General features: G+C 72.9%; 26 protein-coding genes. All 26 read right to left on the bottom strand.

Annotation, left to right across the window (positions count from 1 at the left end; translation table 11 throughout):
- Positions 1-8 precede the first annotated feature (8 nt).
- Positions 9-794 carry a tryptophan synthase subunit alpha gene (gene trpA / locus NUH29_RS01490; RefSeq protein WP_258797099.1) on the bottom strand — a complete coding sequence of 262 codons (786 nt, stop codon included), beginning with the start codon at positions 792-794 and terminating at the stop codon, positions 9-11.
- Entirely contained in the window at positions 791-2,020 is a 1,230-nt protein-coding gene (trpB, locus tag NUH29_RS01485) for a tryptophan synthase subunit beta (protein WP_258797097.1), read from the bottom strand. Before trpB ends, trpA begins: the two co-directional genes overlap by 4 nt.
- Entirely contained in the window at positions 2,017-2,793 is a 777-nt protein-coding gene (gene trpC / locus NUH29_RS01480) for an indole-3-glycerol phosphate synthase TrpC (protein ID WP_258797096.1), read from the bottom strand. Before trpC ends, trpB begins: the two co-directional genes overlap by 4 nt.
- 1 nt (position 2,794) lies before the next feature.
- Entirely contained in the window at positions 2,795-3,025 is a 231-nt protein-coding gene (locus NUH29_RS01475) for a DUF6704 family protein (RefSeq protein ID WP_258797095.1), read from the bottom strand.
- A 70-nt stretch (positions 3,026-3,095) separates the two neighbouring features.
- The gene (locus NUH29_RS01470) at positions 3,096-3,695 is read right to left on the bottom strand and encodes a Trp biosynthesis-associated membrane protein (protein WP_258797093.1); all 600 of its coding nucleotides are present in this window, start codon (positions 3,693-3,695) and stop codon (positions 3,096-3,098) included.
- Complete coding sequence (locus NUH29_RS01465) at positions 3,692-5,230, bottom strand: anthranilate synthase component I (RefSeq protein WP_258797092.1); 1,539 nt, start codon at positions 5,228-5,230, stop codon at positions 3,692-3,694. The genes NUH29_RS01470 and NUH29_RS01465 overlap by 4 nt, the downstream gene beginning before the upstream one ends.
- Positions 5,227-5,604 (bottom strand): phosphoribosyl-AMP cyclohydrolase, encoded by a 378-nt coding sequence (gene hisI / locus NUH29_RS01460; RefSeq protein WP_258797091.1) that lies wholly within the window; start codon positions 5,602-5,604, stop codon positions 5,227-5,229. The genes NUH29_RS01465 and hisI overlap by 4 nt, the downstream gene beginning before the upstream one ends.
- Positions 5,601-6,362 (bottom strand): imidazole glycerol phosphate synthase subunit HisF, encoded by a 762-nt coding sequence (gene hisF, locus NUH29_RS01455; RefSeq protein WP_258797089.1) that lies wholly within the window; start codon positions 6,360-6,362, stop codon positions 5,601-5,603. Before hisF ends, hisI begins: the two co-directional genes overlap by 4 nt.
- A complete protein-coding gene (gene hisG, locus NUH29_RS01450) occupies positions 6,362-7,201 on the bottom strand; it encodes an ATP phosphoribosyltransferase (RefSeq protein WP_258797088.1) in 840 nt (279 codons plus the stop codon). Before hisG ends, hisF begins: the two co-directional genes overlap by 1 nt.
- 43 nt (positions 7,202-7,244) lie before the next feature.
- Entirely contained in the window at positions 7,245-7,508 is a 264-nt protein-coding gene (locus NUH29_RS01445; RefSeq protein WP_258797087.1) for a phosphoribosyl-ATP diphosphatase, read from the bottom strand.
- 29 nt (positions 7,509-7,537) lie between these two features.
- Positions 7,538-7,906: an FKBP-type peptidyl-prolyl cis-trans isomerase gene (locus NUH29_RS01440; protein WP_258797086.1), complete on the bottom strand. Its 369-nt coding sequence runs from the start codon at positions 7,904-7,906 to the stop codon at positions 7,538-7,540.
- A gap of 9 nt (positions 7,907-7,915) precedes the next feature.
- Entirely contained in the window at positions 7,916-8,584 is a 669-nt protein-coding gene (gene rpe, locus NUH29_RS01435) for a ribulose-phosphate 3-epimerase (protein ID WP_258797085.1), read from the bottom strand.
- Positions 8,581-9,960: an RsmB/NOP family class I SAM-dependent RNA methyltransferase gene (locus NUH29_RS01430; RefSeq protein WP_258797084.1), complete on the bottom strand. Its 1,380-nt coding sequence runs from the start codon at positions 9,958-9,960 to the stop codon at positions 8,581-8,583. Before NUH29_RS01430 ends, rpe begins: the two co-directional genes overlap by 4 nt.
- Positions 9,957-10,874, bottom strand: a complete 918-nt coding sequence (fmt, locus tag NUH29_RS01425; protein WP_258797082.1) for a methionyl-tRNA formyltransferase — start codon at positions 10,872-10,874, stop codon at positions 9,957-9,959. Before fmt ends, NUH29_RS01430 begins: the two co-directional genes overlap by 4 nt.
- Before the next feature lie 36 nt (positions 10,875-10,910).
- Entirely contained in the window at positions 10,911-12,887 is a 1,977-nt protein-coding gene (locus NUH29_RS01420; RefSeq protein ID WP_258797080.1) for a primosomal protein N' family DNA-binding protein, read from the bottom strand.
- A gap of 2 nt (positions 12,888-12,889) precedes the next feature.
- On the bottom strand, positions 12,890-14,086 hold the full coding sequence (metK, locus tag NUH29_RS01415) for a methionine adenosyltransferase (protein ID WP_258797078.1): 1,197 nt from the start codon (positions 14,084-14,086) through the stop codon (positions 12,890-12,892).
- 57 nt (positions 14,087-14,143) lie between these two features.
- Positions 14,144-15,334 (bottom strand): bifunctional phosphopantothenoylcysteine decarboxylase/phosphopantothenate--cysteine ligase CoaBC, encoded by a 1,191-nt coding sequence (coaBC, locus tag NUH29_RS01410; RefSeq protein ID WP_258797077.1) that lies wholly within the window; start codon positions 15,332-15,334, stop codon positions 14,144-14,146.
- Between the two features lie 30 nt (positions 15,335-15,364).
- Positions 15,365-15,619, bottom strand: a complete 255-nt coding sequence (gene rpoZ, locus NUH29_RS01405) for a DNA-directed RNA polymerase subunit omega (RefSeq protein ID WP_258797076.1) — start codon at positions 15,617-15,619, stop codon at positions 15,365-15,367.
- Between the two features lie 11 nt (positions 15,620-15,630).
- Complete coding sequence (gmk, locus tag NUH29_RS01400; protein WP_258797075.1) at positions 15,631-16,542, bottom strand: guanylate kinase; 912 nt, start codon at positions 16,540-16,542, stop codon at positions 15,631-15,633.
- On the bottom strand, positions 16,539-17,357 hold the full coding sequence (gene pyrF / locus NUH29_RS01395) for an orotidine-5'-phosphate decarboxylase (RefSeq protein WP_258797074.1): 819 nt from the start codon (positions 17,355-17,357) through the stop codon (positions 16,539-16,541). The genes gmk and pyrF overlap by 4 nt, the downstream gene beginning before the upstream one ends.
- Complete coding sequence (gene carB, locus NUH29_RS01390) at positions 17,354-20,653, bottom strand: carbamoyl-phosphate synthase large subunit (RefSeq protein ID WP_258797073.1); 3,300 nt, start codon at positions 20,651-20,653, stop codon at positions 17,354-17,356. Before carB ends, pyrF begins: the two co-directional genes overlap by 4 nt.
- Positions 20,653-21,798 (bottom strand): glutamine-hydrolyzing carbamoyl-phosphate synthase small subunit, encoded by a 1,146-nt coding sequence (gene carA / locus NUH29_RS01385; RefSeq protein ID WP_258797072.1) that lies wholly within the window; start codon positions 21,796-21,798, stop codon positions 20,653-20,655. Before carA ends, carB begins: the two co-directional genes overlap by 1 nt.
- Positions 21,795-22,337, bottom strand: coding sequence for a PH-like domain-containing protein (locus NUH29_RS01380; protein WP_258797071.1), 543 nt, complete (start codon positions 22,335-22,337; stop codon positions 21,795-21,797). Before NUH29_RS01380 ends, carA begins: the two co-directional genes overlap by 4 nt.
- Positions 22,330-23,670, bottom strand: coding sequence for a dihydroorotase (locus NUH29_RS01375; protein WP_258797070.1), 1,341 nt, complete (start codon positions 23,668-23,670; stop codon positions 22,330-22,332). Before NUH29_RS01375 ends, NUH29_RS01380 begins: the two co-directional genes overlap by 8 nt.
- Positions 23,667-24,626 (bottom strand): aspartate carbamoyltransferase catalytic subunit, encoded by a 960-nt coding sequence (locus NUH29_RS01370; protein ID WP_258797069.1) that lies wholly within the window; start codon positions 24,624-24,626, stop codon positions 23,667-23,669. Before NUH29_RS01370 ends, NUH29_RS01375 begins: the two co-directional genes overlap by 4 nt.
- Positions 24,623-25,159, bottom strand: a complete 537-nt coding sequence (gene pyrR, locus NUH29_RS01365) for a bifunctional pyr operon transcriptional regulator/uracil phosphoribosyltransferase PyrR (protein WP_258797068.1) — start codon at positions 25,157-25,159, stop codon at positions 24,623-24,625. The genes NUH29_RS01370 and pyrR overlap by 4 nt, the downstream gene beginning before the upstream one ends.
- Positions 25,160-25,199: the final 40 nt, after the last annotated feature.

Genomic DNA, 25,199 nt, shown 5'->3' with positions numbered 1-25,199 from the left:
AGGCGAGTCTACTTTCCCTGGGAGAGAGCGGATGCAAGGCGGGCGACGCCGGCGACGCCGTCCTGGGCGAGGGCGCTGACGAGCGCGGAGCCGACGATCGCGCCGTCGGCGTAGCCGAGCACCTCGGCGACCTGGTCGGGCGTGGAGATGCCCACCCCGACGCAGGCGGCGATCGTGTCCGGACCCGTGGCGCCGGCCGCGCGGAGGCGCGCCACGAGGGCGCGGGCCTTCGCGTCGAGGTCGGCACGGGCACCCGTGATGCCCATGGTCGAGACGGCGTAGACGAAGCCCCGGCTCGCCGACACGGTGTCGTCGAGGCGCGCGTCCGTCGACGACGGGGCGGCGAGGAAGACGCGGTCGAGACCGGTGCGGTCGCTCTCGGCGATCCAGTCGTCTGCGGAGTCCGGAGTGATGTCGGGGGTGATGAGCCCCGCTCCCCCTGCATCGCGCAGGGCGTCGGCGAAACGCGCGACGCCGTACTGCACGACCGGGTTCCAGTAGGTCATCACGAGCACGGGCGCGTCCACCCGCGACCGCACGGCCTCGACCGCCGTGAACACGTCGCGCACCCGGAAGCCGTTCGCGATGGCCTGCTGGGTGGCCTTCTGGATGGCGACGCCGTCCATGACGGGGTCGGTGTACGGCAGGCCGAGCTCGAGCGCGTCGACGCCGTTCTCGACGAGCGCCACGGCCGCGTCGATGCTGGTGGCCAGGTCGGGGAAGCCGATCGGTAGGTAGCCGACGAGCGCGCCCGAGCCGGTGATGGCCGTCGCCACCGATGCGCCCGCGCTCACGACTGCACCGCGCCCTCGTCGAACAGGTCGAACCAGCGGCCCGCCGTCGCCACGTCCTTGTCGCCGCGCCCCGAGAGGTTCACCAGGATGAGCCCGTCCGGCCCCAGCTCCCGGCCCAGGCGGAGCGCCCCGGCCAGCGCGTGCGCCGACTCGATGGCGGGGATGATGCCCTCGGTGCGGCTGAGCAGGCGCAGGGCCTCCATCGCCTCGGCGTCGGTCGCCGGCAGGTAGCTTGCCCGGCCGATGTCGGCGAGATAGGCGTGCTCCGGCCCGACGCCCGGGTAGTCGAGCCCGGCCGAGATGGAGTGCGACTCGATCGTCTGGCCGTCCTCGTCCTGCAGCAGGTAGCTGCGCGCGCCGTGCAGCACACCCGGGCGACCGCGTTCGATCGAGGCGGCGTGCTTGTCGGTGTCGACTCCGTCGCCGGCCGCCTCGATGCCGTACAGGGCGACACCCTCGTCGTCGAGGAAGGCGTCGAAGATGCCGATGGCGTTCGAACCGCCGCCGACGCAGGCGACCACGGCATCCGGCAGGCGACCCGCCGCCGTCAGCAGCTGTGCGCGCGCCTCCTCGCCGATGACCGACTGGAAGTCGCGCACCATGGCGGGGAACGGATGCGGACCGGCGGCCGTGCCGAAGATGTAGTTGGTGGTGTCGACGCTCGTGACCCACTCGCGGTAGGCCTCGTTGATGGCGTCCTTCAGCGTGCGCGACCCGGTGGTCACCGAGATCACCTCGGCGCCGAGCAACCGCATCCGGGCGACGTTGAGCGCCTGCCGCTGGGTGTCGACCTCGCCCATGTAGATCGTGCACTCGAGCCCGAAGAGGGCGGCGGCGGTGGCCGTGGCGACCCCGTGCTGGCCCGCACCGGTCTCGGCGATGACGCGCGTCTTGCCGATGCGGCGTGTCAGCAGCGCCTGCCCGAGCACGTTGTTGATCTTGTGCGAGCCGGTGTGGTTGAGGTCCTCGCGCTTGAGGAACACCCGCGCGCCGCCCGCGTGCTCGGCGAAGCGCGGCACCTCGGTGATGATCGAGGGACGGCCGGTGTAGCTGCGGTGGAGCTCCGCGAGCTCCTCCTGGAACGCGGGGTCGGCCTTCGCCACCTCGTACGCGGCCGCGAGCTCGTCGATCGCGGCGATCAGGGACTCCGGCATGAAGCGCCCGCCGTAGGGGCCGAAGAACGGCCCGGGCAGGCCCCGCAGGCTCTCGCGGATGCCGGCGCTCATCCCGCCGCCAGGAAGGACTCGAGGGTGGTCACGGGGTCGTCCCCCGTCACGAGCGCCTCGCCGATCAGCACGACGTCGGCGCCCGCCTCGCGGTAGTGGGCGACATCGGCCGGCGAGGTGACCGCGGACTCGGCCACCCGGACGACACCGGCGGGGATGGAGCCGGCGAGGCGTCCGAAGAGATCGCGGTCGAGCTGGAAGGTCGAGAGGTCGCGCGCGTTCACGCCGACGAGCTGGGCGCCGATCTCGAGCGCGCGGTCCACCTCGGCCGCCGAGTGCGCCTCGACGAGCGCCGTCATGCCCAGCTCCCCGATCAGGGCGTAGAGCTCGCGGAGCACCGGCTGGTCGAGCGCCGCGACGATGAGCAGCACGAGGTCGGCTCCGGCGGCGCGGGCCTCGAACACCTGGTACGGGTCGGCGATGAAGTCCTTGCGGAGCACCGGGATCCCCACCGCCGCGCGCACCTCGCGCAGGTCGTCGAGCGAGCCGCCGAAACGGCGCTGCTCGGTGAGCACGCTGATCGCGCTCGCGCCGCCCGACTCGTACGAGACGGCGAGCCCGGCGGGATCGCGGATCTCGGCGAGAGCACCGCGCGAGGGGCTCGCTCGCTTCACCTCGGCGATGATCTTGACCCGCTCGGCGGGCGCGAGAGCGACGAGGGCGTCGTGCGGAGGGGCCGCCGCGAGGGCGTCCGCCTCCACCTCGGCCAGGCTGCGCGCAGCACGGCGAGCCGAGGCGTCTTCGAGGGCCCCGGCGACGAGATCGGCGAGCACGCTAGTCGTGCGCCTTCGGGGCGTACTTCGGGCCCTTGACCCCGTAGCCGAGCTTGGCGAGCACGAGGCCGACGATCAGACCCACCACGAGGAGACCCGCCGAGGCCCAGACGAGCGCGGGCTGCTCGAGGAAGAAGAAGACGGTGCCTGCCGCGAAGGCGACGAGCATGATGGTCACCGCGACCCAGGCGGCGGGCGAGTTGCCGTGTCCGGGATCGTGCGTGTCGGTCACGTGGGGCTCCTTGTCGAGTGCGCGCGGGACGGGTCCCGCGGGGATGCCCGCGTCGGCGGGCGTGGTCAGTCTAGCGGGAGGGTGCGGTGGGGTCGTCGCCCCCGCTCAGCGCGTCCCACTCGGCGATCGGGTCCGTGGTCGGTTCGTCGACGGCGACCGCGCGCGTGCGACTGTAGCGGCGTCCCGAGACGGGCCAGCGGGGCGCGACGACGGCGAGCAGCACTCCGACGACGACCACCAGACCGCCGAGCGCGATGGCGACCGCGGGCCACGCCGACACCGACACGGCAGTGACCAGGGCGTTCACCGAATCCGCTCCCGAGATCCCCGTGACCTCGGTGACGGCGGATGCGGACGCCGCGACCGGGCCGCCGAGGGCCACGACCGACACCGCGACGATGCAGGCGCCGAGCAGCGCCTCGAGCACGCCGAACACGACGCGGAACACCGGCCCCGCGAGGGCGACGGCCGCGACGACCGCGAGCAGGGTGAGCGCGAGCGGGACCAGGGCGGCCGCCGCGACGTCGCCGCGTACCACGAGCGGCACCGGGTCTCCCGCGGTTGCCGCGAGCTCGAGAGTGAACCACGGCTGCGACCAGGCGAGCAGGGTGAGCGCCGCGAGCAGGGCCGTCGACCCGAGCAGGAGCGCGCGCTGACGGGAGACGGTCACGATCCGTCGATCCGGCGCATGGCGTTCGCGATCGCGACCGCCCGCAGCGGCGCCGCCGCCTTGTTGACGGCCTCCTGGTGCTCGCTCGCCGGGTCGGAGTCGGCGACGAGCCCCGCCCCCGCCTGCACGTGTGCGGTGTCGCCCACGAGGGTGGCGGTGCGGATCGCGATCGCGAGGTCCGCGTCGCCCGCCAGGTCGAAGTAGCCCACCACTCCCCCGTACAGGCCCCGCTGCGCCACCTCGAGCTCGTCGATGATCTCCAGCGCCCGCGGCTTCGGGGCACCCGAGAGGGTGCCGGCCGGGAAGGTCGCGCGGAAGACGTCGACCGCGCTGGCGTCGGGGCGCAGGTCGCCCTCGACGCTCGACACCAGGTGCATGATGTGGCTGAAGCGCTCGACCTGCATGAACTCGGTCACCTCGACGGTTCCGGCCGTGCAGACCTTCGACAGGTCGTTGCGGGCGAGGTCGACGAGCATGAGGTGCTCCGCCTGCTCCTTCGGATCGGCGAGCAGCTCCTCGGCGAGCTCGAGGTCGCGCTCGGGCGTCTCGCCGCGCGGGCGTGATCCCGCGATCGGATGGGTGAACACCCGCCCCCGCTGCACCTTGACGAGCGCTTCGGGCGAGCTCCCGACGATCGCGTACGGCTCGCCGGACGCGGTCTCGAGCGCGAGCAGGTACATGTACGGGCTCGGGTTGAGGGCGCGCAGCACGCGGTACACCTCGAGAGGTGTCGCGCGCAGCTCGTGGTCGAAGCGCTGCGAGATCACGACCTGGAACACGTCGCCGTCGCGGATGAACTCCTTCGCGCGCACGACATCCGCCTCGAAGTCGTCCTGACGGATGCGGGGCCGCGGGTGCGCCTGCACGGCGAGGTCGACCTCCGCGAGCTGGGCGACCGACGGCTGCGCGAGCGCCGCCTGCAGCTCGTCGAGACGACGCTGGGCGTCGGCCCACGCGTCGTCGGGAGAGTGCGCGCCGTCGTTGAGCACCGCGGCGATGAGGGTCGCCGTGCCGGTGCGGTGGTCGAGGGCGACGAGCTCCGAGACGAATGCGAGGGCCTGCCCCGGGATCGCCACCTCCGCGGGGGGCACCGTCGGCAGATGCTCGAGCTGACGCACGGCCTCCCAGCCGATGAAGCCCACGAGACCCCCCGTGAGCGGCGGGTGGCCGTCCTGCGGCGGCGTCCGCCAGCGGTCGTAGAGCTCGGCGACCGCCGCGAGGGGTGCTGCGGGCGCGCTGCCGCCGAACGCGCGCTGCTCGTCGAGCCCGTAGTCGATCCAGACGGCCTGGTCGTGCTCGCCGTCGCGCCGCTGGGTGAGCACGCCCACCGAACCCGCGCCCACGAACGACCAGCGCGACCAGATCCCGCCCTGCTCCGCCGACTCGAGCAGGAAGGTGCCCGGGCGGTCGGCGGCGACCTTGCGGTAGACGCCGACGGGCGTCTCGCCGTCGGCGAAGAGCTCGCGCAGCACCGGGACGACGCGGTGGCCCGCGGCGACGGCGGCGTCGAACTCGGCGCGTGCGGTGGTGGTCACGGGGTGGCCTCCGAGGGGTCTCCGATCACGGGATCGAGGGGATCGACGTCGAAGCAGGCGTGGGCACCCGTGTGGCACGCGGGGCCGAGCTGCTCGACCTGGACCAGCAGCGTATCGCCGTCGCAGTCGAGTGCGGCGCCCCTCACGTACTGCCGGTTGCCGCTCGTGTCGCCCTTGCGCCAGTACTCCTGCCGGCTGCGCGACCAGAACGTCACCCGCCCCTCGCCGAGGGTGCGCCGCAGCGCCTCGGCGTCCATGTACCCGAGCATGAGCACCTCGCGGGTGTCGTGCTGCTGGATCACGGCGGGCAGCAGCCCGTCCTGGTCGAAACGGGCGCGCGCGACGACCTCGGCGACCTCGGCTGCGGTGTTCATCTGACCTCGATCCCGGCGTCGACGAGGGCGTGCTTCACGTCGCCCACCGTCAGCTCGCCGTTGTGGAACACGGATGCGGCGAGCACGGCATCCGCGCCCGCCCGGACCGCGGGGGCGAAGTCGCCCGCGGCTCCCGCTCCCCCGCTCGCGATGACCGGTACGCGGGAGATCTCGCGCATGGCGGCGACGAGCTCCAGATCGAAGCCATCCTTGGTGCCGTCGGCGTCGATCGAGTTGACGAGCAGCTCGCCCGCGCCCCGTTCGATCGCCTCCTGCGCCCAGGCGAGCGCGTCCCGGTCGGTCTCGGTGCGGCCGCCGTGGGTGGTGACCACGAACCCGGACGCGGTGCGCGGGCTGCGCTTCACGTCCAGCGACAGCACGCACACCTGCGCGCCGAAGCGGTCGGCGATCTCGCCGACGAGTTCGGGACGCGCGATGGCCGCCGAGTTCACGCCGATCTTGTCGGCTCCGTGCCCGAGCAGCCGGGCGACGTCGTCGACGGAGCGCACGCCGCCCCCGACCGTGAGCGGGATGAAGACCTGCTCGGCCGTCGCGGTGACCGTCTCGTACATGGTCGAGCGGTCCTCGACGGTCGCGGTGACGTCGAGGAAGGTGATCTCGTCCGCGCCCTGCTCGTAGTACCTGGCGGCGAGCTCCACCGGGTCGCCCGCATCGCGCAGGCCCTGGAAGTTGACGCCCTTGACCACGCGCCCCGCCGCCACGTCGAGGCACGGGATGACGCGGACGACGACGTCCATCAGATCCTCGCCGCGTGGATGGCGCTCACGAGGATCGCGCGGGCGCCGAGCGCGTAGAGCTCGTCCATGACGTGGTTCATGTCGCCGCGCGGCACCATGACCCGCACGGCCACCCACCCCGTGTCGCGCAGCGGCGACACGGTGGGCGATTCGAGCCCGGGTGTGATGGCCGACGCCCGGTCGACGAGCTCGGCCGGCAGGTCGTAGTCGATGAGCACGTACTGGTGCGCCACCATGACGCCCTGGATGCGACGCCGGAGCGTCTCGAGTCCCGGCACGTCGTCGCGCGACGCGATGAGCACGGCGTTCGACTCCAGGATCACCGGGCCGAAGATCTCGAGACCCTGCTTGCGCAGCGTCGAGCCGGTCTCGACGACGTCGGCGACGGCATCCGCCACCCCGAGCCGCACGGCGGACTCGACGGCGCCGTCGAGGCGCACGACGGTCGCCGTGACGCCTTCGGCGGCGAGGAAGTCGCGCACCAGGGCGTCGTAGCTCGTGGCGACGCGCACGCCCTCGAGGTCCTGCAGGGTCTGGAAGCGCCCGATCGGTCCCGCGAAGCGGAAGGTCGACCCGCCGAAGTCGAGCGAGTCGATCTCGGTCGCCGCCGAGTGCGAGTCGAGCAGCAGGTCGCGACCCGTGATTCCGACGTCGAGCGCACCCGAGCCGACGTAGGTCGCGATGTCGCGCGGACGCAGGTAGAAGAACTCCACGTCGTTGCGGGGGTCGGAGACGATGAGCTCCTTGGGGTCGCGGCGCGTGGCGTAGCCCGCCTCGTGCAGCATGGCGGTCGCGGTCTCCGACAGCGTGCCCTTGTTGGGCACGGCGATTCTCAGCATGTCTGTGCTCTCTCTTCGTGAACGGTCATCGGCGGATGAGGGTTCACAGATGTCGGGAGACGTCCTCCAGCGTGAGGCCCTTCGCGATCATCAGCACCTGCAGGTGGTACAGCAGCTGCGAGATCTCCTCGGCCGTCTCGGCGTCGGACTGGTACTCGGCGGCCATCCACACCTCGGCGGCCTCCTCGACGATCTTCTTGCCGATCGCGTGCACGCCGGCGTCGAGCTCCGCGACGGTGCGCGACCCCTCGGGGCGCGCGACGGCCTTGGCGCTGAGCTCCTCGAAGAGGGCGTCGAAGGTCTTCACCCGCCCAGGCTACCGGGCGGACGATGCCCTCACTTGACGGCGAGGAGGTCGATCACGAAGACGAGGGTGCGACCCGAGAGGCGATGACCGGCTCCTGCGGGGCCGTAGGCGTACAGGGGCGGGCAGACCAGCCGGCGCCGCCCGCCGACCTTCATGCCCGGGATCCCGTCCTGCCAGCCCTTGATGAGGCCCGCGAGGGGGAACTGGATCGAGCTGCCGCGATCCCAGCTCGCGTCGAACTGCTCGCCGGTCTCGAAGTCGACGCCCACGTAGTGCACGTCGACGGTCGCGCCGGGAGCGGCCTCCGGGCCGTCGCCCACCTCGAGGTCGGTGATGACGAGCTCCGTGGGCGCGGGGCCCTCGATGAAGTCGATCTCGGGCTTGGTCTTGTCGCTCATGCGTCCAGGCTAGTGCCGATGCGCTGCCGCAGCGCGGAGTCCCGCGATCGCGGCGTCGACATCCGCAGCGCCGTACACGCTCGACCCGGCCACGAAGGTGTCGGCCCCCGCCTCGGCGGCGACCGCGATGGTGTCGAGGGCGATGCCCCCGTCGACCTGCAGCCACAGCTCGATGCCGTGGCGCTCCGCCGCGACGCGCAGGGTGCGCAGCTTCGGCATCATCTCGGCCATGAAGCTCTGGCCCCCGAAGCCCGGCTCGACCGTCATGACGAGCACCTGGTCGAACTCGGGCAGCAGATCGAGGTAGGGCTCGACCGCGGTGCCGGGCTTGAGGGCGAGAGACGCGCGCGACCCGATCGCGCGGATGCGGCGGGCCAGGGCGACCGGATCGTTCGTCGCCTCGGCGTGGAAGGTGACCGAGAACACCCCGAGCTCCGCATAACCGGGGGCCCAGCGGTCGGCGTCGGTGATCATCAGGTGCACGTCGAGCGGCACCGTCGACACGCGCTGCACCGCCTCGACCATCTGCGGGCCGAAGGTGAGATTGGGCACGAAGTGGTTGTCCATGACGTCGACGTGCACGCCGTCGGCGGAGCGGATGCGCGCCACCTCGTCCTGGATGTTGGCGAAATCCGCGGCCAGGATGCTCGGCTGGATGCGAGGGACGTTCGAGGTCACTCCTCGACCTTAGTGAGCAGCTGGATGAACATCGCGTCGGTGCCGTGGCGGTGCGGCCACAGCTGCGCGGATCCGCGCTCCGGAAGCGCGAGCGGGGCGCGTGAGATGCCGCCGAGCACGGCGGGGGTGTCGACGGCCCGGAGCTCCGGATGCCGCGCGAGAACCGCGTCGACCTGGTCGAGCGTCTCCGCGGGATGTGGCGAGCAGGTGACGTAGGCGAGCAGACCGCCGGACGCCAGCGACGCGACTGCGGCGTCGAGCAGCTGGGCCTGCAGCGCGGTGAGCGCGGCCAGGTCGGCCGCGGACTTGCGCCAGCGCGCCTCGGGTCGCCGTCGGAGCGCACCGAGACCGGTGCACGGCGCATCCAGCAGGACGCGGTCGAAGCGCGCGCCCGCTTCCCCGAAACGGCGACCGTCGCCCTCGACGACCTCCGGCGCATCCGCACCGGAGCCGAACGGGGCGAGCGCGTTGCGGACCAGTCCCGCACGGGCCGGGACGACCTCGTTCGCCTGCAGGTGGGCGCCGCCGACCCGCGCCTCGGCGGCCAGCACGGCCGCCTTGCCTCCGGGACCCGCGCACAGGTCGAGCCAGCTCTCGCCGGCCGTCACGGGCCGCGCGCGGGTGAGGGCGAGCGCCGCGAGCTGGGATCCCTCGTCCTGCACGCGCACGGCTCCGGCGGCGACCTCCGGTCGGTCGGCCGGGTCGCCGCCCGTCGACCCGAGCGCGAGCGGCGACAGCCGCCCGGGCCGGTACCCCGCGCCTGACTCGAGCGCGACGGGGTCGGCGAGGCCCGGAAGCGCCGCGAACGCCACCTGGGGCGGCAGGTTGTCGGCGGCGAGTGCAGCGTCCAGCTCCCCCGCCGCGTCCTCCCGTGCGAGGGCGGAGGCGAGGGCCCGGACGACCCACGCGGGGTGCGAGAACTCCACGGCGAGACGGGCGTCACCGTGCAGCCCGGCCAGGGACCGCTCGCGCCAGGTGTCGGCGTCGTCGCGGGCGACGGTGCGCAGCACCCCGTTCACGAAGCCGGCGGCCGATGCCTTGCGCGCGATCCGCACGAGCTGCACCGACTCGTCGATGACCGCGTGCGCGGCGGTGCGCAGGCTGAGCAGCTGGTGGACGCCGAGCCGCAGCACGTCGAGCACGGGACCGTCGATCTTCTCGGCCGGTCGGCGCGACGCGAGCTCGACCACCTTGTCGTAGTACCCCTGCATCCGGAGGGTGCCGTAGACGAGCTCCGTGGCGAAACCGGCATCGGCGGACGACAGGCCGGCCTCTCGGATGCGGACCGGCAGCAGCAGGTTCGCGTACGCGTCCGAGGTGCGGACCGCGCCGAGCACCTCCGCGGCCACGCGACGCGACGGCTGGACGCGGCTCACACGAGCTCCGTCGGAGCGTCCGCGGGGCGTCCGCGCCACCAGTCGCCCGCCGGCATCGCCCGTCGTCCGGCCGGCTGCACCGTCAGCAGTTCGAGGGGATCGTCGCCGGTGCCGACCACGACCGACCGTCCGCGCTGCGCGACCCGGCCCGGGGCGAGGGGCGGCGCACCGTGGGCGATGACGGCGTCGAGGATCTTGAACCGCTCGCCGTCGAGGGTGGTCGTCGCCCCCGGCTCGGGGGTGACGCCGCGCCGGCGGGCGTCGATGCGGGCGGCCGGCTGCGTCCAGTCCAGTCGACCGTCCTCCAGCGTGAGCTTGGGGGCGAGCGTCACCTCCCCGGTCTGTCCGACGGCGACCGCGGTCCCCGCCGCGATGCCGTCGACGACGCCGGCGAGCAGTCGCGCGCCCGACTCGGCGAGGGACTCCAGCAGATGCCCGGCGGTCTGCACGCGGCCGACCGCGACCCGCTCGCTCGCGAACACCGGGCCGGCGTCGAGCTCGGGAACCAGCTGGAACACCGCCGCCCCCGTCTCCGCATCGCCGGCGATGATCGCGCGCTGGACGGGCGCCGCTCCGCGCCAACGCGGCAGGAGCGAGAAGTGCAGGTTGATCCAGCCGTGCCGGGGCGCGCTCAGCACCGGTTCGCGGATGAGCCCCCCGTAGGCCACGACCACCCCCAGCTCCGCACCGAGCCCCCGCAGCTCGTCCTGCACGGCGGCGAGACGATTGGCCTTGATCACGGGAACGCCCGCTGCGTCGGCGGCGTCGGCGACCGGGGTCTGGGTCAGCACGCGCTTGCGCCCGAGCGGCGCATCCTCGCGGGTCACGACGGCGATGACCTCGTGCGGGCCGGCGATCAGCTCCCGCAGGCTCGGGACGGCCGCGGCCGGGCTGCCGGCGAAGAGAACACGCACACCCCCATCCTGCCCTGTGCGGGCGCCGCGGGCGGATCAGCTCTCGTCGAAGGGCTCGGGGTCGTCGAAGCGGGCGCGCAGGGGCAACGGTGCGCGACCGGGGTGGGTGCGACCGGGCAGCGGCTTCCGGCGGGTCGCGGCCTGCCGGATGACCTCCCCCCGCACCACGCGTGCGACCTCGGCCCCGTGGGCGTAGTCGAAGCGGATGAGTGCCCGGGTGCGGCCGTCGACGGTGCGCTCGGCGATCACGTCGGCCCCGGACGGGAGCGCGGCCAGCGCGGCCGAGACGGCGTCCGGCACCCCGTCGAGGGTCGCCGTGCGGGTGGCGGGCGGGAAGCGGAGGGCGCGGCGGTCCGCGAGCTCCGCGCGGGCGAAGGCCGTGACGCCGCCGGTCGCGAGGGCGCTCGCCAGCCGACCTCCGACGCCGACGAGGAAGACCGTCGCGTCGTCGGCGGCCAGCGCCGCGGCGCCGCTCCACCAGCGCAGGCAGTCCTCCGCGATGCGCAGCGACTCGCGAGCCACCATCCGCTCGCCGTCGAGCAGCAGGACGGCACGGTAGCCGCCCGCGGCGATCGGCTCGGCGCCCCGGGTGGCGACCACGAGTGCCGGTCGTGCATCCACCTCGAGCACGCGGCGCTCGCCGTCGGCCACGACCACGCGGATGCCCGGGAACGCCCGGCCGAGCTCCTCCGCGGTGCGGGCGGAGCCCGCGCCGACGCGCGTGAGCTTGGACGAGCCGCACTCGAGGCACCGGAACGAGCGCTCCTCGAGCCCGCACCAGAGGCAGCTGGGCGGCGCCCCGGACCGCTGGACGCGCAGCGGCCCGGCGCAGCGGCGGCAGCGCGCCGACGTGCCGCACTCCGCGCACCGCAGGCCCGGCGCGTATCCGGGGCGGGCGACCTGCACGAGCACGGGACCCGTCTTCGCGGCCGTGGACGCCTCGCGCCACGCGATGCTGGGGATCCGGGCGTGATCGTCCGCACCGGTTCCCGTCGCGTGGGCGGTCGGGACGACGTGCACCCGCCGGGGTCGCTCGGGCGCGAGCTCGGCGAGCCAGCCCAGCTCGACGAGCCGCTGCACCTCCGTCGTCCGGGTGTGCCCGGCGAACAGGAGCGCGCAGTCCTGCTGCTCCTGGCGGATGAGGGCGGCGTCGCGGGCGTGCACGTAGGGCGTGAGCGGCTCGGCGAGCAGCGGGTCGCCGTCGTCCCAGAGTGCGATGAGCCCGAGTCGCGCCGCGGGGGCGTACACGGCCGACCGGTTGCCGAGCACGACGACCGGGCTCTCGCCCATGGCCCGCAGCACGGCGCGGTAGCGGTCGGAGTCGGGCTGTCCGGTGTCGAAGCGCACGATGCGCTCCTCGGGCAGCAGCTGCGCGAGGGCCACCTCGAGCTGCCGCGTATCGCGGTGGTCCGGCGCGATCAGGATGGCCGACCGCCCGGAGACGACGGTGCGGGCGGCGAGTTGGGCGAGCGTCACCGCCCAGCGGCCGACCCACTCCTCCCCCACGGCGACCACGCCGGGCGGCACGGCGAGGGCGGCGCGCCCCGAGGCGAGGACCGTGTCGACGTCGTCCCCGCGGTAGCCCGTGACGTCGGGCGCGTCGAGATCGAGCGGTGCCGGCTCCGCCCGGCCCGCGTCACGTGCCGCGAGCCAGGACTTCTCGACGCGCACCTGTCGTTTCGGGATCGCGAGGCGCAGCACGTCGATCGCGGATCCGGCCGCACGGTCGGCCACCGCGCGCGCAAGCCGCCACACCTCGGGGCGCAGCACCTCGACGGGAGAGACGACGGCGTCGAGATCGGACAGCGGGCCCGGGTGCTCCTGCTGCTCGGCCAGTTCCACCACGAAACCCTGGGTCATCCGGTTGGCGGAGCGCAGCGGAGCGCTGACGCGCACACCGGGCGACACGCCCTCCATCCCCTCGGAGATGCGGTAGTCGAGCAGGCGGTCGAGCTGCGGCAGCGGCGTGTCGAGGACGACCCGCGCGATCGACGGTGCGCCGCCCGCCGGCACCGTCAGAGTCCCGCTGCGGCCCGCAGGTCCTCGACGCGGTCGAGGCGCTCCCACGTGAAGTCGGGGAGTTCGCGGCCGAAGTGCCCGTATGCGGCGGTCTGGGCGTAGATCGGACGCAGCAGGTCGAGGTCGCGGATGATCGCGGCCGGTCGCAGATCGAACACCTCGCGGATGGCCGCGGTGATCTGCTCGTCGGGGAGCACCCCGGTGCCGAAGGTCTCGACGTACAGGCCGACCGGCGCGGCCTTGCCGATCGCATAGGCGACCTGCACCTCGAGGCGGTCCGCGAGGCCGGCGGCGACGGCGTTCTTCGCGACCCAGCGCATCGCGTAGGCGGCCGAGCGGTCGACCTTGGAGGGGTCCTTGCCCGAGAACGCTCCGCCGCCGTGCCGTGCCGCTCCGCCGTAGGTGTCGACGATGATCTTGCGGCCGGTGAGCCCGGCATCGCCCTGCGGGCCGCCGATCTCGAAGCGCCCGGTGGGGTTGATGAACCGCTGCGCCTGCTCCCACGGCAGCTCGACCCGCTCGAGGACGGGGCGCACCACCAGCTCGAAGAGCTCGGAGCGCAGCTGCTCGTTCGACACCTTCGGCGAGTGCTGCGCCGACATCACGACGGTCTCGATCGTGCGGGGGGTGACCCCCTCGTAGCCCACCGTGACCTGCGTCTTGCCGTCGGGGCGGAGGTAGTCGACCTCGCCGCGGTGACGCACCTCGCTGAGGCGCTCGGCGAGGCGGTGCGAGAGCCAGATCGGCAGCGGCATGAGCTCGGGGGTCTCGCGGGTCGCGAAGCCGAACATGATGCCCTGGTCGCCCGCCCCCTGCTTGTCGAGGTCGTCGACGCTCGTGCCCTCGCGGGTCTCGAAGGCGTCGTCGACGCCCTGGGCGATGTCGGGCGACTGCCCGCCGATCGACACGGAGACGCCGCAGGAGCGCCCGTCGAACCAGACGTCCGAGGAGTCGTAGCCGATGTCGGTGATCGTCTTGCGCACGATCGCGGGGATCTCCACGTAGCCGGAGGTGCTGACCTCGCCCGCGACGTGCACGAGGCCCGTCGTGACGAGGGTCTCGACGGCCACCCGGGCTCGCGGGTCGACCGCGAGCAGTGCGTCGAGGATCGAGTCGCTCACCTGGTCGCAGAGCTTGTCGGGGTGCCCCTCCGTGACGGATTCCGAGGTGAAGAGACGCAGAGGAGAACTCACGGACAGCCTGTTTCGGTCGAGTCGTCGGTCGATGGACGGGGGGCGAACGATCCGGGCTCAGCCGACCAGGTCGAGGATCGCATCCGCGACCTGTCGCTTGGATCCGCTCGCCTCGGTCACTATATCGCCGCCCCTGGACACGATGACGATGCTGTTGTCGGGGGTGGCGAAGCCCTCCGTCCACCCCACCCTGTTGAGGACGAGAAAGTCGCACCCCTTGCGCGCGATCTTGTCGCGACCCAGCGCGAGGAGCGCCTCGTCGCCCGGCTCCGTCTCCGCGGCGAAGCCGATGACCGTGCGGCCGGCGGCCGGATGCGCGGAGAGCTCGGCGAGGATGTCGGGGTTCCGCACGAGACGCAGCGTCAGCTCGTCGCCCTGCTGCTCCTTCTTGATCTTCGCCTCGGCGACCGACTCCGGCCGGTAGTCGGCGACGGCCGCGGCCATCACGACGACGTCGGCGTCCGCGGCGACGGCGAGCGTCGCGGTCCGCAGCTCCTGGGCGGTCGCGACCTCGCGCAGCTCGACCCCGGGCGGTGCCGGCACCTCGAGGTGCGCCGCGATCAGCACGACCTCGGCCCCGCGATCCCGTGCCGCCTCCGCGATGGCGACCCCCTGGCGCCCGCTCGAGCGGTTGCCCAGGAATCGCACCGGATCGAGGGGCTCGCGGGTGCCGCCTGCGGTCACCACGACGCGCCGCCCGGCGAGGTCGCGCGGACGCAGCGCGGCGAGGGCCGCGTCGACGATCTCGTGCGGCTCCGCCATCCGTCCCGGCCCGCTGTCGGAGCCGGTCAGCTGACCGGACGCCGGACCCACCAGGTGCACGCCCCGCTCGCGGAGGGTGGCCGCGTTGGCCCGGGTCGCCGCGTTCTGCCACATCTCGGTGTGCATCGCGGGCGCCACGACCAGCGGCGCGGTCGAGGCGAGGATGGTGGTGCCCAGCAGGTCGTCGGCGATGCCGGCGGCGAGCTTCGCCAGGAAGTTCGCCGTGGCGGGTGCGACGACGACGAGGTCGGCCGACTGGCCGAGGGCCACGTGCCGCACCTCGGCGACGCCGTCGAAGAGCTCGGTCTCGACCGGGTTGCGGCTGATCGCCTCGAGCGTGGGACGGCCGACGAACCGCAGCGCCGACGCGGTCGCGACGACGTGCACGTCGTGGCCGCGCAGCACGAACTCGCGCGCCACCCCGACCGCCTTGTAGGCGGCGATGCCGCCGGTCACGCCGACGACGACCCGCAGCGAATCGCTCATGGGCGCGAGGCTACCGCGGTGCGCGACGCGTTACTCGGCGAGCGGGCTGAGGACGAGCTTGTCCTCGTTGATCTCGTGGAGGGCCACCGAGAGCGGCTTGTCGTCGATCGTCGAGTCGACGAGCGGTCCCACGTTGTCGAAGAGCGAGCCCTCGTGCAGGTCGGCGTAGTAGTCGTTGATCTGGCGGGCGCGCTTGGCGGCGAAGATCACGAGCTGGTACTTCGAGTCCACCTTCGACAGCAGCTCGTCGATGGGCGGGTCGATGATGCCCTTGTTGTCGGCCATTCCGGCACTCCTCACGATCGCGTGCGCGCGGACGGGGTTCCGGGCACTGCCAGCAATTCTACGACCTCGCGCGCCGCACGGCCGACGTCGCGGTTGACGACCTTCACATCGAACTCGTCCTGGGCCGCGAGCTCGACGCGCGCGGTGTCCAGGCGACGTGCCTGCTCGGCCGCGGATTCGGTGCCGCGGCCGGTGAGCCGGCGCACCAGCTCCTCCCAGCTCGGGGGCAGCAGGAAGACGAGCAGCGCCTCCGGCATCGCCTCCTTGACGGCGCGCGCACCCTGCAGGTCGATCTCGAGCAGCACGCTCCGGCCGGAGGCGAGGGCGGCGTCGATCGGCGGTCGCGGAGTCCCGTAGCGGGACGCGTTGTGCACCGTCGCGTGCTCGAGGAACTCGCCGTGCTCGACCATCCGGTCGAAGGCCTCGTCGTCGATGAAGTAGTAGTGCTGCCCGTCGACCTCGCCCGGGCGCGGCGGGCGCGTCGTCGCCGACACGCTGAGCAGCACCTCGGGGTGGTGATCGCGGATGTACGTCGAGACCGTGCCCTTGCCGACGGCGGTGGGGCCGGCCAGCACCACGAGACGGCTCTGCGGGCGCGGCTGCGGCCCCTCGCGGAGCTCGAGCCACTCCCGGAGCTTGTCCCGCTGACGGGCGCCGAGACCGCCCACCCGTTTCGAGTCCGCGATCGCGAGCTCGGCCATCACACGCGCCACGCGCGTCGGTCCGATTCCCGGGATGCTCGTGAGCAGCTCGCGGACGCGCAGCGTCCCCTCGGGGGTGGTGGGGTCGGCCCACGCGGTCTCGGCGACGTCGAGCGCCCGGCGCTCCCGCCGGTGGACGGCGTCCTTGACCGCCGCACGGGCGCGGCGCGCCGCGATGGCGGCTCGACCGGCTGCCGCGCGGTCGACCTCCGGCATCGTCATGAGGCCCACGATGCCACGTCGCGCGCCGCCACGTCGATCGCCGCGGCGAGACCGTCGGGGCCGGCACCGAGCACGCTGCGCGAGACGTTCGGCAGGATCGCGCCGAGCGCCGCCCGGAAGGTTGCGGGCGCCCCCGCGAGCGAGGCGCCCTGCGCGCCGAAACCGGGGGCGAGCACCGGCACCTCGGCGAGCACCGACGGGTCGACGCCGACGGCCGCGAGGTCGACGGTGGCGCCCACCACGACCCCCGCGACCCCTCGGGTCGACCGGGCGTGCTCGACCATCCGCTGGGCGATCGTCGTGCCGTCGGGCACACGGAGCGTCTGCACCTCGGCGCTCTCGGGGTTCGAGGTCGCGGCGAGCACGAACACGCCCTTGCCGTTCTCGGCCGCCCGCGCGAGCACGCCGTCGAGCGACCCGAAGCCCTGATAGGCGACCGCGGTCATGGCATCCGCCTCGAGGGGCGAGCCGGGCGTCAACCACGCCTCGCCGTAGGCGTCGACGGTCGACCCGACGTCGCCCCGTTTGACGTCGGCGATCACGAGCAGACCGGCCGCGCGCGCCGCGGTGAGGATCTCCTCCAGCGCCGCATAGCCCGCGGACCCGTGCCGCTCGAAGAAGGCGATCTGCGGCTTGACGATGCCGATCCGCGGCGCGGCCGCGTCGACGACCCGCAGGCCGAACTCGCGCAGCCCCGCGGCGTCGTCGGCCAGCCCCCAGTCGCGCAGCAGCGGTGCGTGGGCGTCGATCCCGACGCACAGCGGGCCGCGCTCGGCGACCACCGCGGCGAGACGGGCGGCGAACACCTCCGTCATCCGGCGCTCACCCGACGGGACGCGCGGTCGAGCGCGTAGTCCTGGAGGCTCCGCACCTGCACGGCCGAGTTGCGCGCCTCGAGCGACCCGACGGCCGCACCCACCTGGGCGATCGTCGTGAACAGGGGCTTGTCGGCCGCGACGGTGGCCGTGCGGATCTCGATCCCGTCGGCGCGTGCGCTGCGGCCGCTCGGGGTGTTGATGACGACGTCGACCTTGCCCTGGTTGATGAGGTCGACGATCGTGCCCTCCACGCCGCCCTGCCCCATCGAGTACTTGCGCACGGTGGTGGCCCGGATGCCGTTGCGCCAGAGCACCTCGGCGGTGCCCTCGGTGGCGACGATGTCGAAACCGAGCTGCTGCAGTCGCAGCACCGGCAGCACGACCGCGCGCTTGTCGCGGTCGGCCACCGACACGAACACGGTCCCGCCGGCGGGGAGTCCGCCGTAGGCGGCGTCCTGGCTCTTCGCGAACGCGCGCGGGAAGTCGGCGTCGATGCCCATGACCTCGCCGGTGGAGCGCATCTCGGGCCCCAGCACGGAGTCGACGACGTGGCCGTCGCGCGTGCGGAAGCGCTTGAACGGCAGCACCGCCTCCTTGACCGAGACCGGCGAGTCCAGCGGCACCCGCGATCCGTCGTCGGCGGGCAGCAGCCCCTCCACCACGAGCTCGACGATCGAGCGCCCCGTCATGATGAGCGACGCCGCCTTCGCGAGCGGGATGCCGAGCGCCTTCGAGACGAACGGCACCGTGCGGCTCGCGCGCGGGTTCGCCTCGAGCACGTAGAGCACACCCGCACCGATCGCGAACTGCACGTTGAGCAGGCCGTTCACGCCGATGCCCTCGGCGATGCGGCGCGTGGCCTCCACCACCCGGTCGAGCACGTCCCGGCCGAGCGTCACGGGCGGCAGGGTGCACGCCGAGTCGCCGGAGTGCACGCCGGCCTCCTCGATGTGCTCCATGATGCCGCCGACGTAGAGCCGCTCGCCGTCGTACAGCGCGTCGACGTCGATCTCGATGGCGTCGTCGAGGAAGCGGTCGACCAGCAGCGGCGAACCGGGGCCGATGATGGCCTGGTCGCGCACGCGGTCGAAGTAGTCCTCGAGGCTCGGGGTGTCGTAGACGATCTCCATGCCGCGCCCGCCGAGCACGTAGCTCGGGCGCACGAGCACCGGGTAGCCGATCGCCTCCGCGACCGCGACGGCGCTCGGCGCGTCGATCGCGGTGCCGTTGCGGGGCGCGACGAGTCCCGCGCGGTCGAGGATGCCGGAGAACAGGCCCCGCTCCTCGGCGAGGTCGATCGCGGCGGGGCTGGTGCCGAGGATCGGCACGCCGGCCGCCTCGAGACCCTTCGCGAGACCCAGGGCGGTCTGCCCGCCCAGCTGGACGATGACGCCGACGAGCTCGCCCGACTGCGACTCCGCGTGGATGACCTCGAGCACGTCCTCGAGCGTGAGCGGCTCGAAGTAGAGCCGATCGCTCGTGTCGTAGTCGGTCGAGACCGTCTCGGGGTTGCAGTTGATCATGATCGTCTCGAACCCGGCGTCGTGCAGCGCGAAGCTCGCGTGCACGCACGAGTAGTCGAACTCGACGCCCTGGCCGATGCGGTTGGGACCGGACCCGAGGATCACGACCTTGCGCGCGTCGCTCGGCGCGACCTCGGTCTCGAGGTCGTAGCTCGAGTAGTGGTACGGCGTCAGCGCCGGGAACTCGCCCGCGCAGGTGTCGACCGTCTTGTAGACGGGTCGCACGCCCAGCTGCCAGCGGAGGTTCCGCACCTGCTCCTCGGTGAGCCCGCGCAGCTGAGCGATCTGGGCGTCCGAGAAGCCGTGGTCCTTGGCCAGGCGGAAGAGCGCCTCGTCGAGGGGCCGCAGGCTCGCGATCTCGTCGGCCACCTCGTTGACGAGCGCGATCTGGTCGAGGAACCAGGGGTCGATGCCGGTCGCGGCATACAGCTCGTCGACCGTCGCGCCCGCGCGCATGGCCTGCTGCACCGTCACGATGCGCCCATCGGTCGGGGTCTTCGCGACCTCGATGAGCCGGTCCTTCGGAGCGAGGTGGGCGTCCCAGTGGAAGCTCGACCCGCGCTTCTCGAGCGAGCGGAGCGCCTTCTGCAGCGCAGTCGAGTAGTTGCGGCCGATCGCCATCGCCTCGCCGACCGACTTCATGGTGGTCGTGAGGGTGGCATCCGCCGAGGGGAACTTCTCGAAGGCGAAGCGCGGGACCTTGACCACGATGTAGTCGAGCGTGGGCTCGAACGACGCGGGGGTGACCTTCGTGATGTCGTTCGGGATCTCGTCGAGCCGGTACCCGATGGCGAGCTTCGCGGCGATCTTCGCGATCGGGAAGCCCGTGGCCTTCGAGGCGAGGGCGGAGGAGCGCGAGACGCGCGGATTCATCTCGATGACGATGACGCGGCCGGTCGACGGCTCGACGGCGAACTGGATGTTGCAGCCCCCGGTGTCGACGCCGACGAGCCGGATGATGTCGATGCCGATGTCGCGCAGGCGCTGGTACTCGCGGTCGGTGAGGGTGAGCGCGGGTGCGACCGTGATGGAGTCGCCCGTGTGGACGCCGACCGGGTCGACGTTCTCGATCGAGCAGACGACGACCGTGTTGTCGGCCGTGTCGCGCATGAGCTCGAGCTCGTACTCCTTCCAGCCGAGGATCGACTCCTCGAGCAGCACCTCGGTCGTGGGCGACTGGTGGAGGCCGTCGGTCACCATCCGCTCGAGCTCCGCGCGATCGTGCGCGAACCCCGATCCGAGGCCGCCCATCGTGAACGACGGGCGCACGACGAGCGGGTAGCCGAGGTTGTCGGCGGCGACGACCGCCTCGGCGAGGGTGTGCACGATGTGCGAGCGGGCGACATCCGCCCCTGCCTCGATCACGAGCTCCTTGAAGAGCTGCCGGTCCTCGCCCTTCTGGATCGCCTCGACCTTGGCGCCGATGAGCTCGACGTCGTACTTCGCCAGGATTCCGGCCTCGTCGAGCGCGATGGCCGCGTTCAGCGCCGTCTGGCCGCCGAGGGTCGGGAGCACCGCATCCGGGCGCTCCTTCGCGATGATCGCCTCGAGGATCTCGTTCGTGATCGGCTCGATGTAGGTCGCGTCGGCGAAGTCGGGGTCGGTCATGATGGTGGCCGGGTTCGGGTTCACCAGGATGACGCGCACCCCCTCGGCGCGCAGTACGCGGCACGCCTGGGTGCCGGAGTAGTCGAACTCGGCGGCCTGTCCGATGACGATCGGGCCGGACCCGATGACGAGGACGCTCTGGATGTCGGGACGCTTGGGCACTAGTTCTTCTTCTCCGAGAGGTTCGCCGCGACCATGTCACGGAAACGGTCGAACAGGTAGTTGGCGTCGTGCGGGCCCGCCGCCGCCTCGGGGTGGTACTGCACCGAGAAGGCCGGGATGTCGAGGGCCCGCAGGCCCTCCACGACGTTGTCGTTGAGTCCCACGTGGCTGACCTCGAGGCGGCCGAAGCCGGCGGGGCTCTCGATGACGCCCTCGAGCGGCGCATCGACGGCGAAGCCGTGGTTGTGGGCGGTGATCTCCACCCGCCCCGTCGTCTTGTCGAGCACGGGCTGGTTGATGCCGCGGTGGCCGTAGGGCAGCTTGTAGGTGCCGAGGCCGAGCGCGCGACCGAGCAGCTGGTTGCCGAAGCAGATGCCGAAGAACGGCAGTCCCTCCCGCAGCACACCCTGCAGCAGCTCGACGTGGTCGCCGGAGGCGGCGGGGTCGCCGGGACCGTTCGAGTAGAACACCGCCACCGGCCGGATCGCGAGGAGCTGCTCGAGGGTGACGTCCTGCGGGAGCACGTGCACCTCGAAGCCGCGGTCGGCGAGGTTCTCGATCGTCGCCTGCTTCACGCCGAGGTCGAGCACGGCGAGGTTGCCGAGCCGCTCGCCCCGCGCCGGCGTCACCGACACGGTCTCGACCGACACCTGGGCGGAGAGGTTGAGGCCGGCCATCTCGGCGCCCGAGCGCACGATCGCGAGCTGCTCATCCGCGGCGAGGTCGGCGTCCGGGCCCGAGAAGACCCCTGCGCGCATCGATCCGGCGTCCCGCAGGCGACGGGTGACGGCGCGAGTGTCGATGCCGCTGATGCCGACGATCCCGTTGCGGCTGAGGTCGTCGCCGAGGCTGCCGTTCGCGCGGAAGTTGGAGACCACGCGGGAGGGATCGCGCACCACGTAGCCGGAGACCCAGATGCGCCGCGACTCCGGGTCCTCGTCGTTGACGCCCGTGTTGCCGATGTGGGGCGCCGTCATCACGACGATCTGGCCCGCGTAGCTCGGGTCGGTGAGGGTCTCCTGGTAGCCGGTCATGCCGGTCGCGAAGACCGCCTCGCCGAGTGTGCGCCCCCGGGCGCCGTAGGCGCGGCCGGTGTAGCGGCTGCCGTCCTCCAGCACGAGGACTGCGGGGTCGGTGTCGATCATGCGGATGCCTCTCCGTCGGGGGTCGAATCGGTGCGGTCGGCGCGGCTGGCGGCCGCGGCGGTCGGCGAGAGCTCGGTGAGCCGGTCGAGCAGCTGCTCGGAGCGTTCGGAGCGCAGGTAGGTGTCGACGGCCGTGCCGCCGAGCTCCCAGCGCACGAAGACGAGCCCGCCCTCCTCCACGCCCTTGTCGATGGTCCAGCTCGCGAGACCCACCCCGCGGATGTCGGCGACCGGGATGAAGGCGGGGCGCGCTCCGGCCAGATCGAGCACGGCCCCGCCGCGGGCGATGCGCACCTCACCCCGGGCGCGGAACGCGAGTCCCTCGACGACGACCCGCTCGAGCGGCTGCTCCGCCAGGGTGGTGGCCACGTAGAGCACGCGCTCGGTCGCGAGCGGCTCTCCGATCTCGTCGGGCGGCACGGGCACCACGTCGAGCGCGGACTGGCTCCGGCGGCGGTTACGCCAGCCGAGGGCCATGAAGACGAGTGCGACGACGAGCATCGCACCGACCACGAGCGCGGGGATCAGCCGCTCATCCATGGGTGACCTCCTCGGGCGAGCGCAGCTCGCCGTCCAGAACCGTGGGGACACCGCCGTGGATGGTGGCGACGACCCGACCCGGCAGCGTGCGCCCCAGGTACGGCGAGTTGAGGCCCTTGCCGCGCAGGGCGTCCACGTCGAAGACGCGCGATGCGCTCGGGTCGACGAGCGTCAGGTGCGCCGGGCTCCCGACCTCGAACGGCGCGTCGTATCCGGCCAGCCGCCCGATCTCCGCGGGTGTCCGCGACAGCACCCGTGCGACGTCGCTCCAGTCGAGCAGCCCGCTGTCGACCACCGCGGCCTGCACGACCGAGAGCGCGCTCTCGAGCCCGACCATCCCGAACGAGGCCTCCTGCCAGGCGCACTCCTTGGTCTCGATCGGGTGCGGCGCGTGGTCGGTGGCGACGATGTCGATCGTGCCGTCGGCGAGGGCCGCCCGCAGGGCCTGCACGTCCTCGTCGCGACGCAGCGGCGGATTCACCTTGAACCGGGCGTCGTAGCCGTGGCTGTAGGGGCCGCCGTCGCCGCTGCCGGCGATGAGCTGCTCGGTCAGCAGCAGGTGGTGCGGCGTGACCTCCGCGGTCACCCGGATGCCGCGCGCCTTCGCCCAGCGCACGACCTCGACGCTCCCGGCGGTCGAGACGTGGCACACGTGCAGCCGCGCCCCGACCGCGTCGGCGAGCAGCACGTCGCGGGCGATGATCGCCTCCTCGGCGACCGCGGGCCAGCCGGCGAGCCCGAGCTCCGAGCTGAGGGCGCCCTCGTTCATCTGAGCCCCCTCGGTGAGACGGGGCTCCTGGGCGTGCTGGGCGACGACGCCGTCGAAGGTCGCGACGTACTCGAGCGCACGGCGCATGAGCAGGGCGTCGTGCACGCACCTGCCGTCGTCGCTGAAGACCCGGACGGCGGCGCGGGAGCGCGCCATCGCGCCGATCTCCGAGAGCCGCTCCCCCGCGAGCCCGACGGTGACCGCGCCGATCGGGCGGACCGTCGCGTAGCCGTGCTGGGCGCCCAGCGAGGCGACCTGCTCCACGACCCCCGCGGTGTCGGCGACGGGTGAGGTGTTGGCCATGGCGTGCACCGCGGTGAACCCGCCCGCGGCGGCGGCGCGGGTTCCGGTCAGCACGGTCTCGCTCTGCTCGAAACCCGGCTCGCGCAGGTGGGTGTGCAGGTCGACGAGCCCGGGCAGGGCGAGCAGGCCGGCGGCGTCGATCACCGTGGCGTCCCGGTGCGAGAGCGAGGTGCCGCGTTCGGTCACGACGCCGCCCTCGAGCAGGAGGTCGGTGGTCGTCGCGTCGGGGAGGCGCGCCCCCCGGATGAGGATCGTCGTCACGCCGCGACCTCCCGCGGGTCGGAACCTGAGAGCACGAGGTAGAGCACCGCCATCCGTATCGACACCCCGTTCGTGACCTGGTCGAGGATGACCGACCGGGGCGAGTCGGCGGCCCGCGCCGAGATCTCGAGCCCGCGGTTCATGGGTCCGGGGTGCATGACAATCGTATCCGTCGCGAGCCGCTCCAGTCGGGCGTCGTCGAGCCCCCATGCGCTCGTGTACTCGCGCTCGTGCGGGAAGAACGCCGCGTGCATGCGCTCCTGCTGTACGCGCAGCATCATGATCGCGTCCGGCCGCTCGGCGATGGCCGCGTCGAGGTCGGTTCCGGTGGTGACGGGCCAGGTGTCGACGCCGGTCGGCAGCAGCGTGCGCGGCCCCACGAGATGCACCTGCGCGCCGAGGGTGGTGAGGAGCCAGACGTTCGAGCGGGCGACCCGGGAGTGCAGGATGTCGCCGACGATCGTGACCCGCACGCCGTCCAGGTCGCGTCCCCGGGAGCCGTCGCCGTGCAGGGTCTTGCGCAGCGTGTAGGCGTCGAGCAGCCCCTGGGTGGGGTGCTGGTGGGTGCCGTCGCCCGCGTTGACGACCGCGGCATCGATCCAGCCGGAGCCGGCGAGCACCTCGGCGGCTCCCGAGGCGGCGTGCCGCAGCACGACGGCGTCGATGCCCATGGCGGCGATGGTCTGGGCGGTGTCCTTGAGGCTCTCGCCCTTCGAGACGCTCGACCCCTTGGCGCTGAAGGTGATGACATCCGCCGAGAGGCGCTTGGCCGCGGCCTCGAAGCTGAGCCTGGTGCGGGTGGAGTCCTCGAAGAACAGGTTCGCGACCGTGCGGCCCCGCAGCGTCGGGAGCTTCGGGACGGCGCGGGTGGCGACATCCGCCATGTCCTCCGCGACGTCGAGGATCGACACGGCCTGGTCGTGTTCCAGTCCCACCGTCGTCAGCAGGTGCCTCATGCCGCCCCCTCGATCGCGACGGCGTCCTCGCCGTCGATCTCGGTCAGCCGCACGAAGATCCGTTCGGCGGCCGCGGTCGGCAGGTTCTTGCCCACGAAGTCGGCCCGGATGGGCAGCTCCCGGTGGCCCCGGTCGACGAGCACCGCGAGCCGCACGGCGCGCGGGCGGCCGAGATCCCCGATGGCGTCGAGCGCGGCCCGGATGGTGCGGCCCGAGTACAGCACATCGTCGACGAGCACCACCGTCTTGCCGTCGATGCCGCCCGCCGGCAGGCGCGTGGGGCTCGGCGTGCGCGTGGGGTGGCGGTCGAGATCGTCGCGGTACATCGTCACGTCGAGGGCGCCGACGACACCCGCCCCGGGTTCCAGGGCGGCGAGCTGGGCGGCGATCCGCTCCGCGAGCAGCACCCCGCGGGTGGGGATGCCGAGGAGGACGAGATCGGAGGCTCCGCGATTGGACTCGAGGATCTCGTGCGAGATGCGCGTGAGCGCGCGCTGAACGTCAGCCTGCTGCAGCACGACACGTGCCGGCATCCTGACCTCCTTCCCCGCCTCTCGGGACGGACTTAAAGGA

The sequence above is a fragment of the Protaetiibacter mangrovi genome (assembly GCF_024752305.1).
In the GTDB taxonomy this organism is placed as follows: domain Bacteria; phylum Actinomycetota; class Actinomycetes; order Actinomycetales; family Microbacteriaceae; genus Homoserinibacter; species Homoserinibacter mangrovi.
This window is presented reverse-complemented; position numbering and strand designations above follow the sequence as displayed.

Bases quoted from the DNA above. Each gene is read 5' to 3' on its own strand.
- trpB (WP_258797097.1), bottom strand. From the start codon at position 2,020: ATGAGCGCCGGCATCCGCGAGAGCCTGCGGGGCCTGCCCGGGCCGTTC.
- hisI (WP_258797091.1), bottom strand. From the start codon at position 5,604: ATGAACACCGCAGCCGAGGTCGCCGAGGTCGTCGCGCGCGCCCGTTTC.
- hisF (WP_258797089.1), bottom strand. From the start codon at position 6,362: ATGGACGTCGTCGTCCGCGTCATCCCGTGCCTCGACGTGGCGGCGGGG.
- hisG (WP_258797088.1), bottom strand. From the start codon at position 7,201: ATGCTGAGAATCGCCGTGCCCAACAAGGGCACGCTGTCGGAGACCGCG.
- NUH29_RS01440 (WP_258797086.1), bottom strand. From the start codon at position 7,906: ATGAGCGACAAGACCAAGCCCGAGATCGACTTCATCGAGGGCCCCGCG.
- coaBC (WP_258797077.1), bottom strand. From the start codon at position 15,334: ATGAGCGATTCGCTGCGGGTCGTCGTCGGCGTGACCGGCGGCATCGCC.
- rpoZ (WP_258797076.1), bottom strand. From the start codon at position 15,619: ATGGCCGACAACAAGGGCATCATCGACCCGCCCATCGACGAGCTGCTG.
- gmk (WP_258797075.1), bottom strand. From the start codon at position 16,542: ATGACGATGCCGGAGGTCGACCGCGCGGCAGCCGGTCGAGCCGCCATC.
- pyrF (WP_258797074.1), bottom strand. From the start codon at position 17,357: ATGACGGAGGTGTTCGCCGCCCGTCTCGCCGCGGTGGTCGCCGAGCGC.
- carA (WP_258797072.1), bottom strand. From the start codon at position 21,798: ATGATCGACACCGACCCCGCAGTCCTCGTGCTGGAGGACGGCAGCCGC.
- NUH29_RS01380 (WP_258797071.1), bottom strand. From the start codon at position 22,337: ATGGATGAGCGGCTGATCCCCGCGCTCGTGGTCGGTGCGATGCTCGTC.
- NUH29_RS01370 (WP_258797069.1), bottom strand. From the start codon at position 24,626: ATGAGGCACCTGCTGACGACGGTGGGACTGGAACACGACCAGGCCGTG.
- pyrR (WP_258797068.1), bottom strand. From the start codon at position 25,159: ATGCCGGCACGTGTCGTGCTGCAGCAGGCTGACGTTCAGCGCGCGCTC.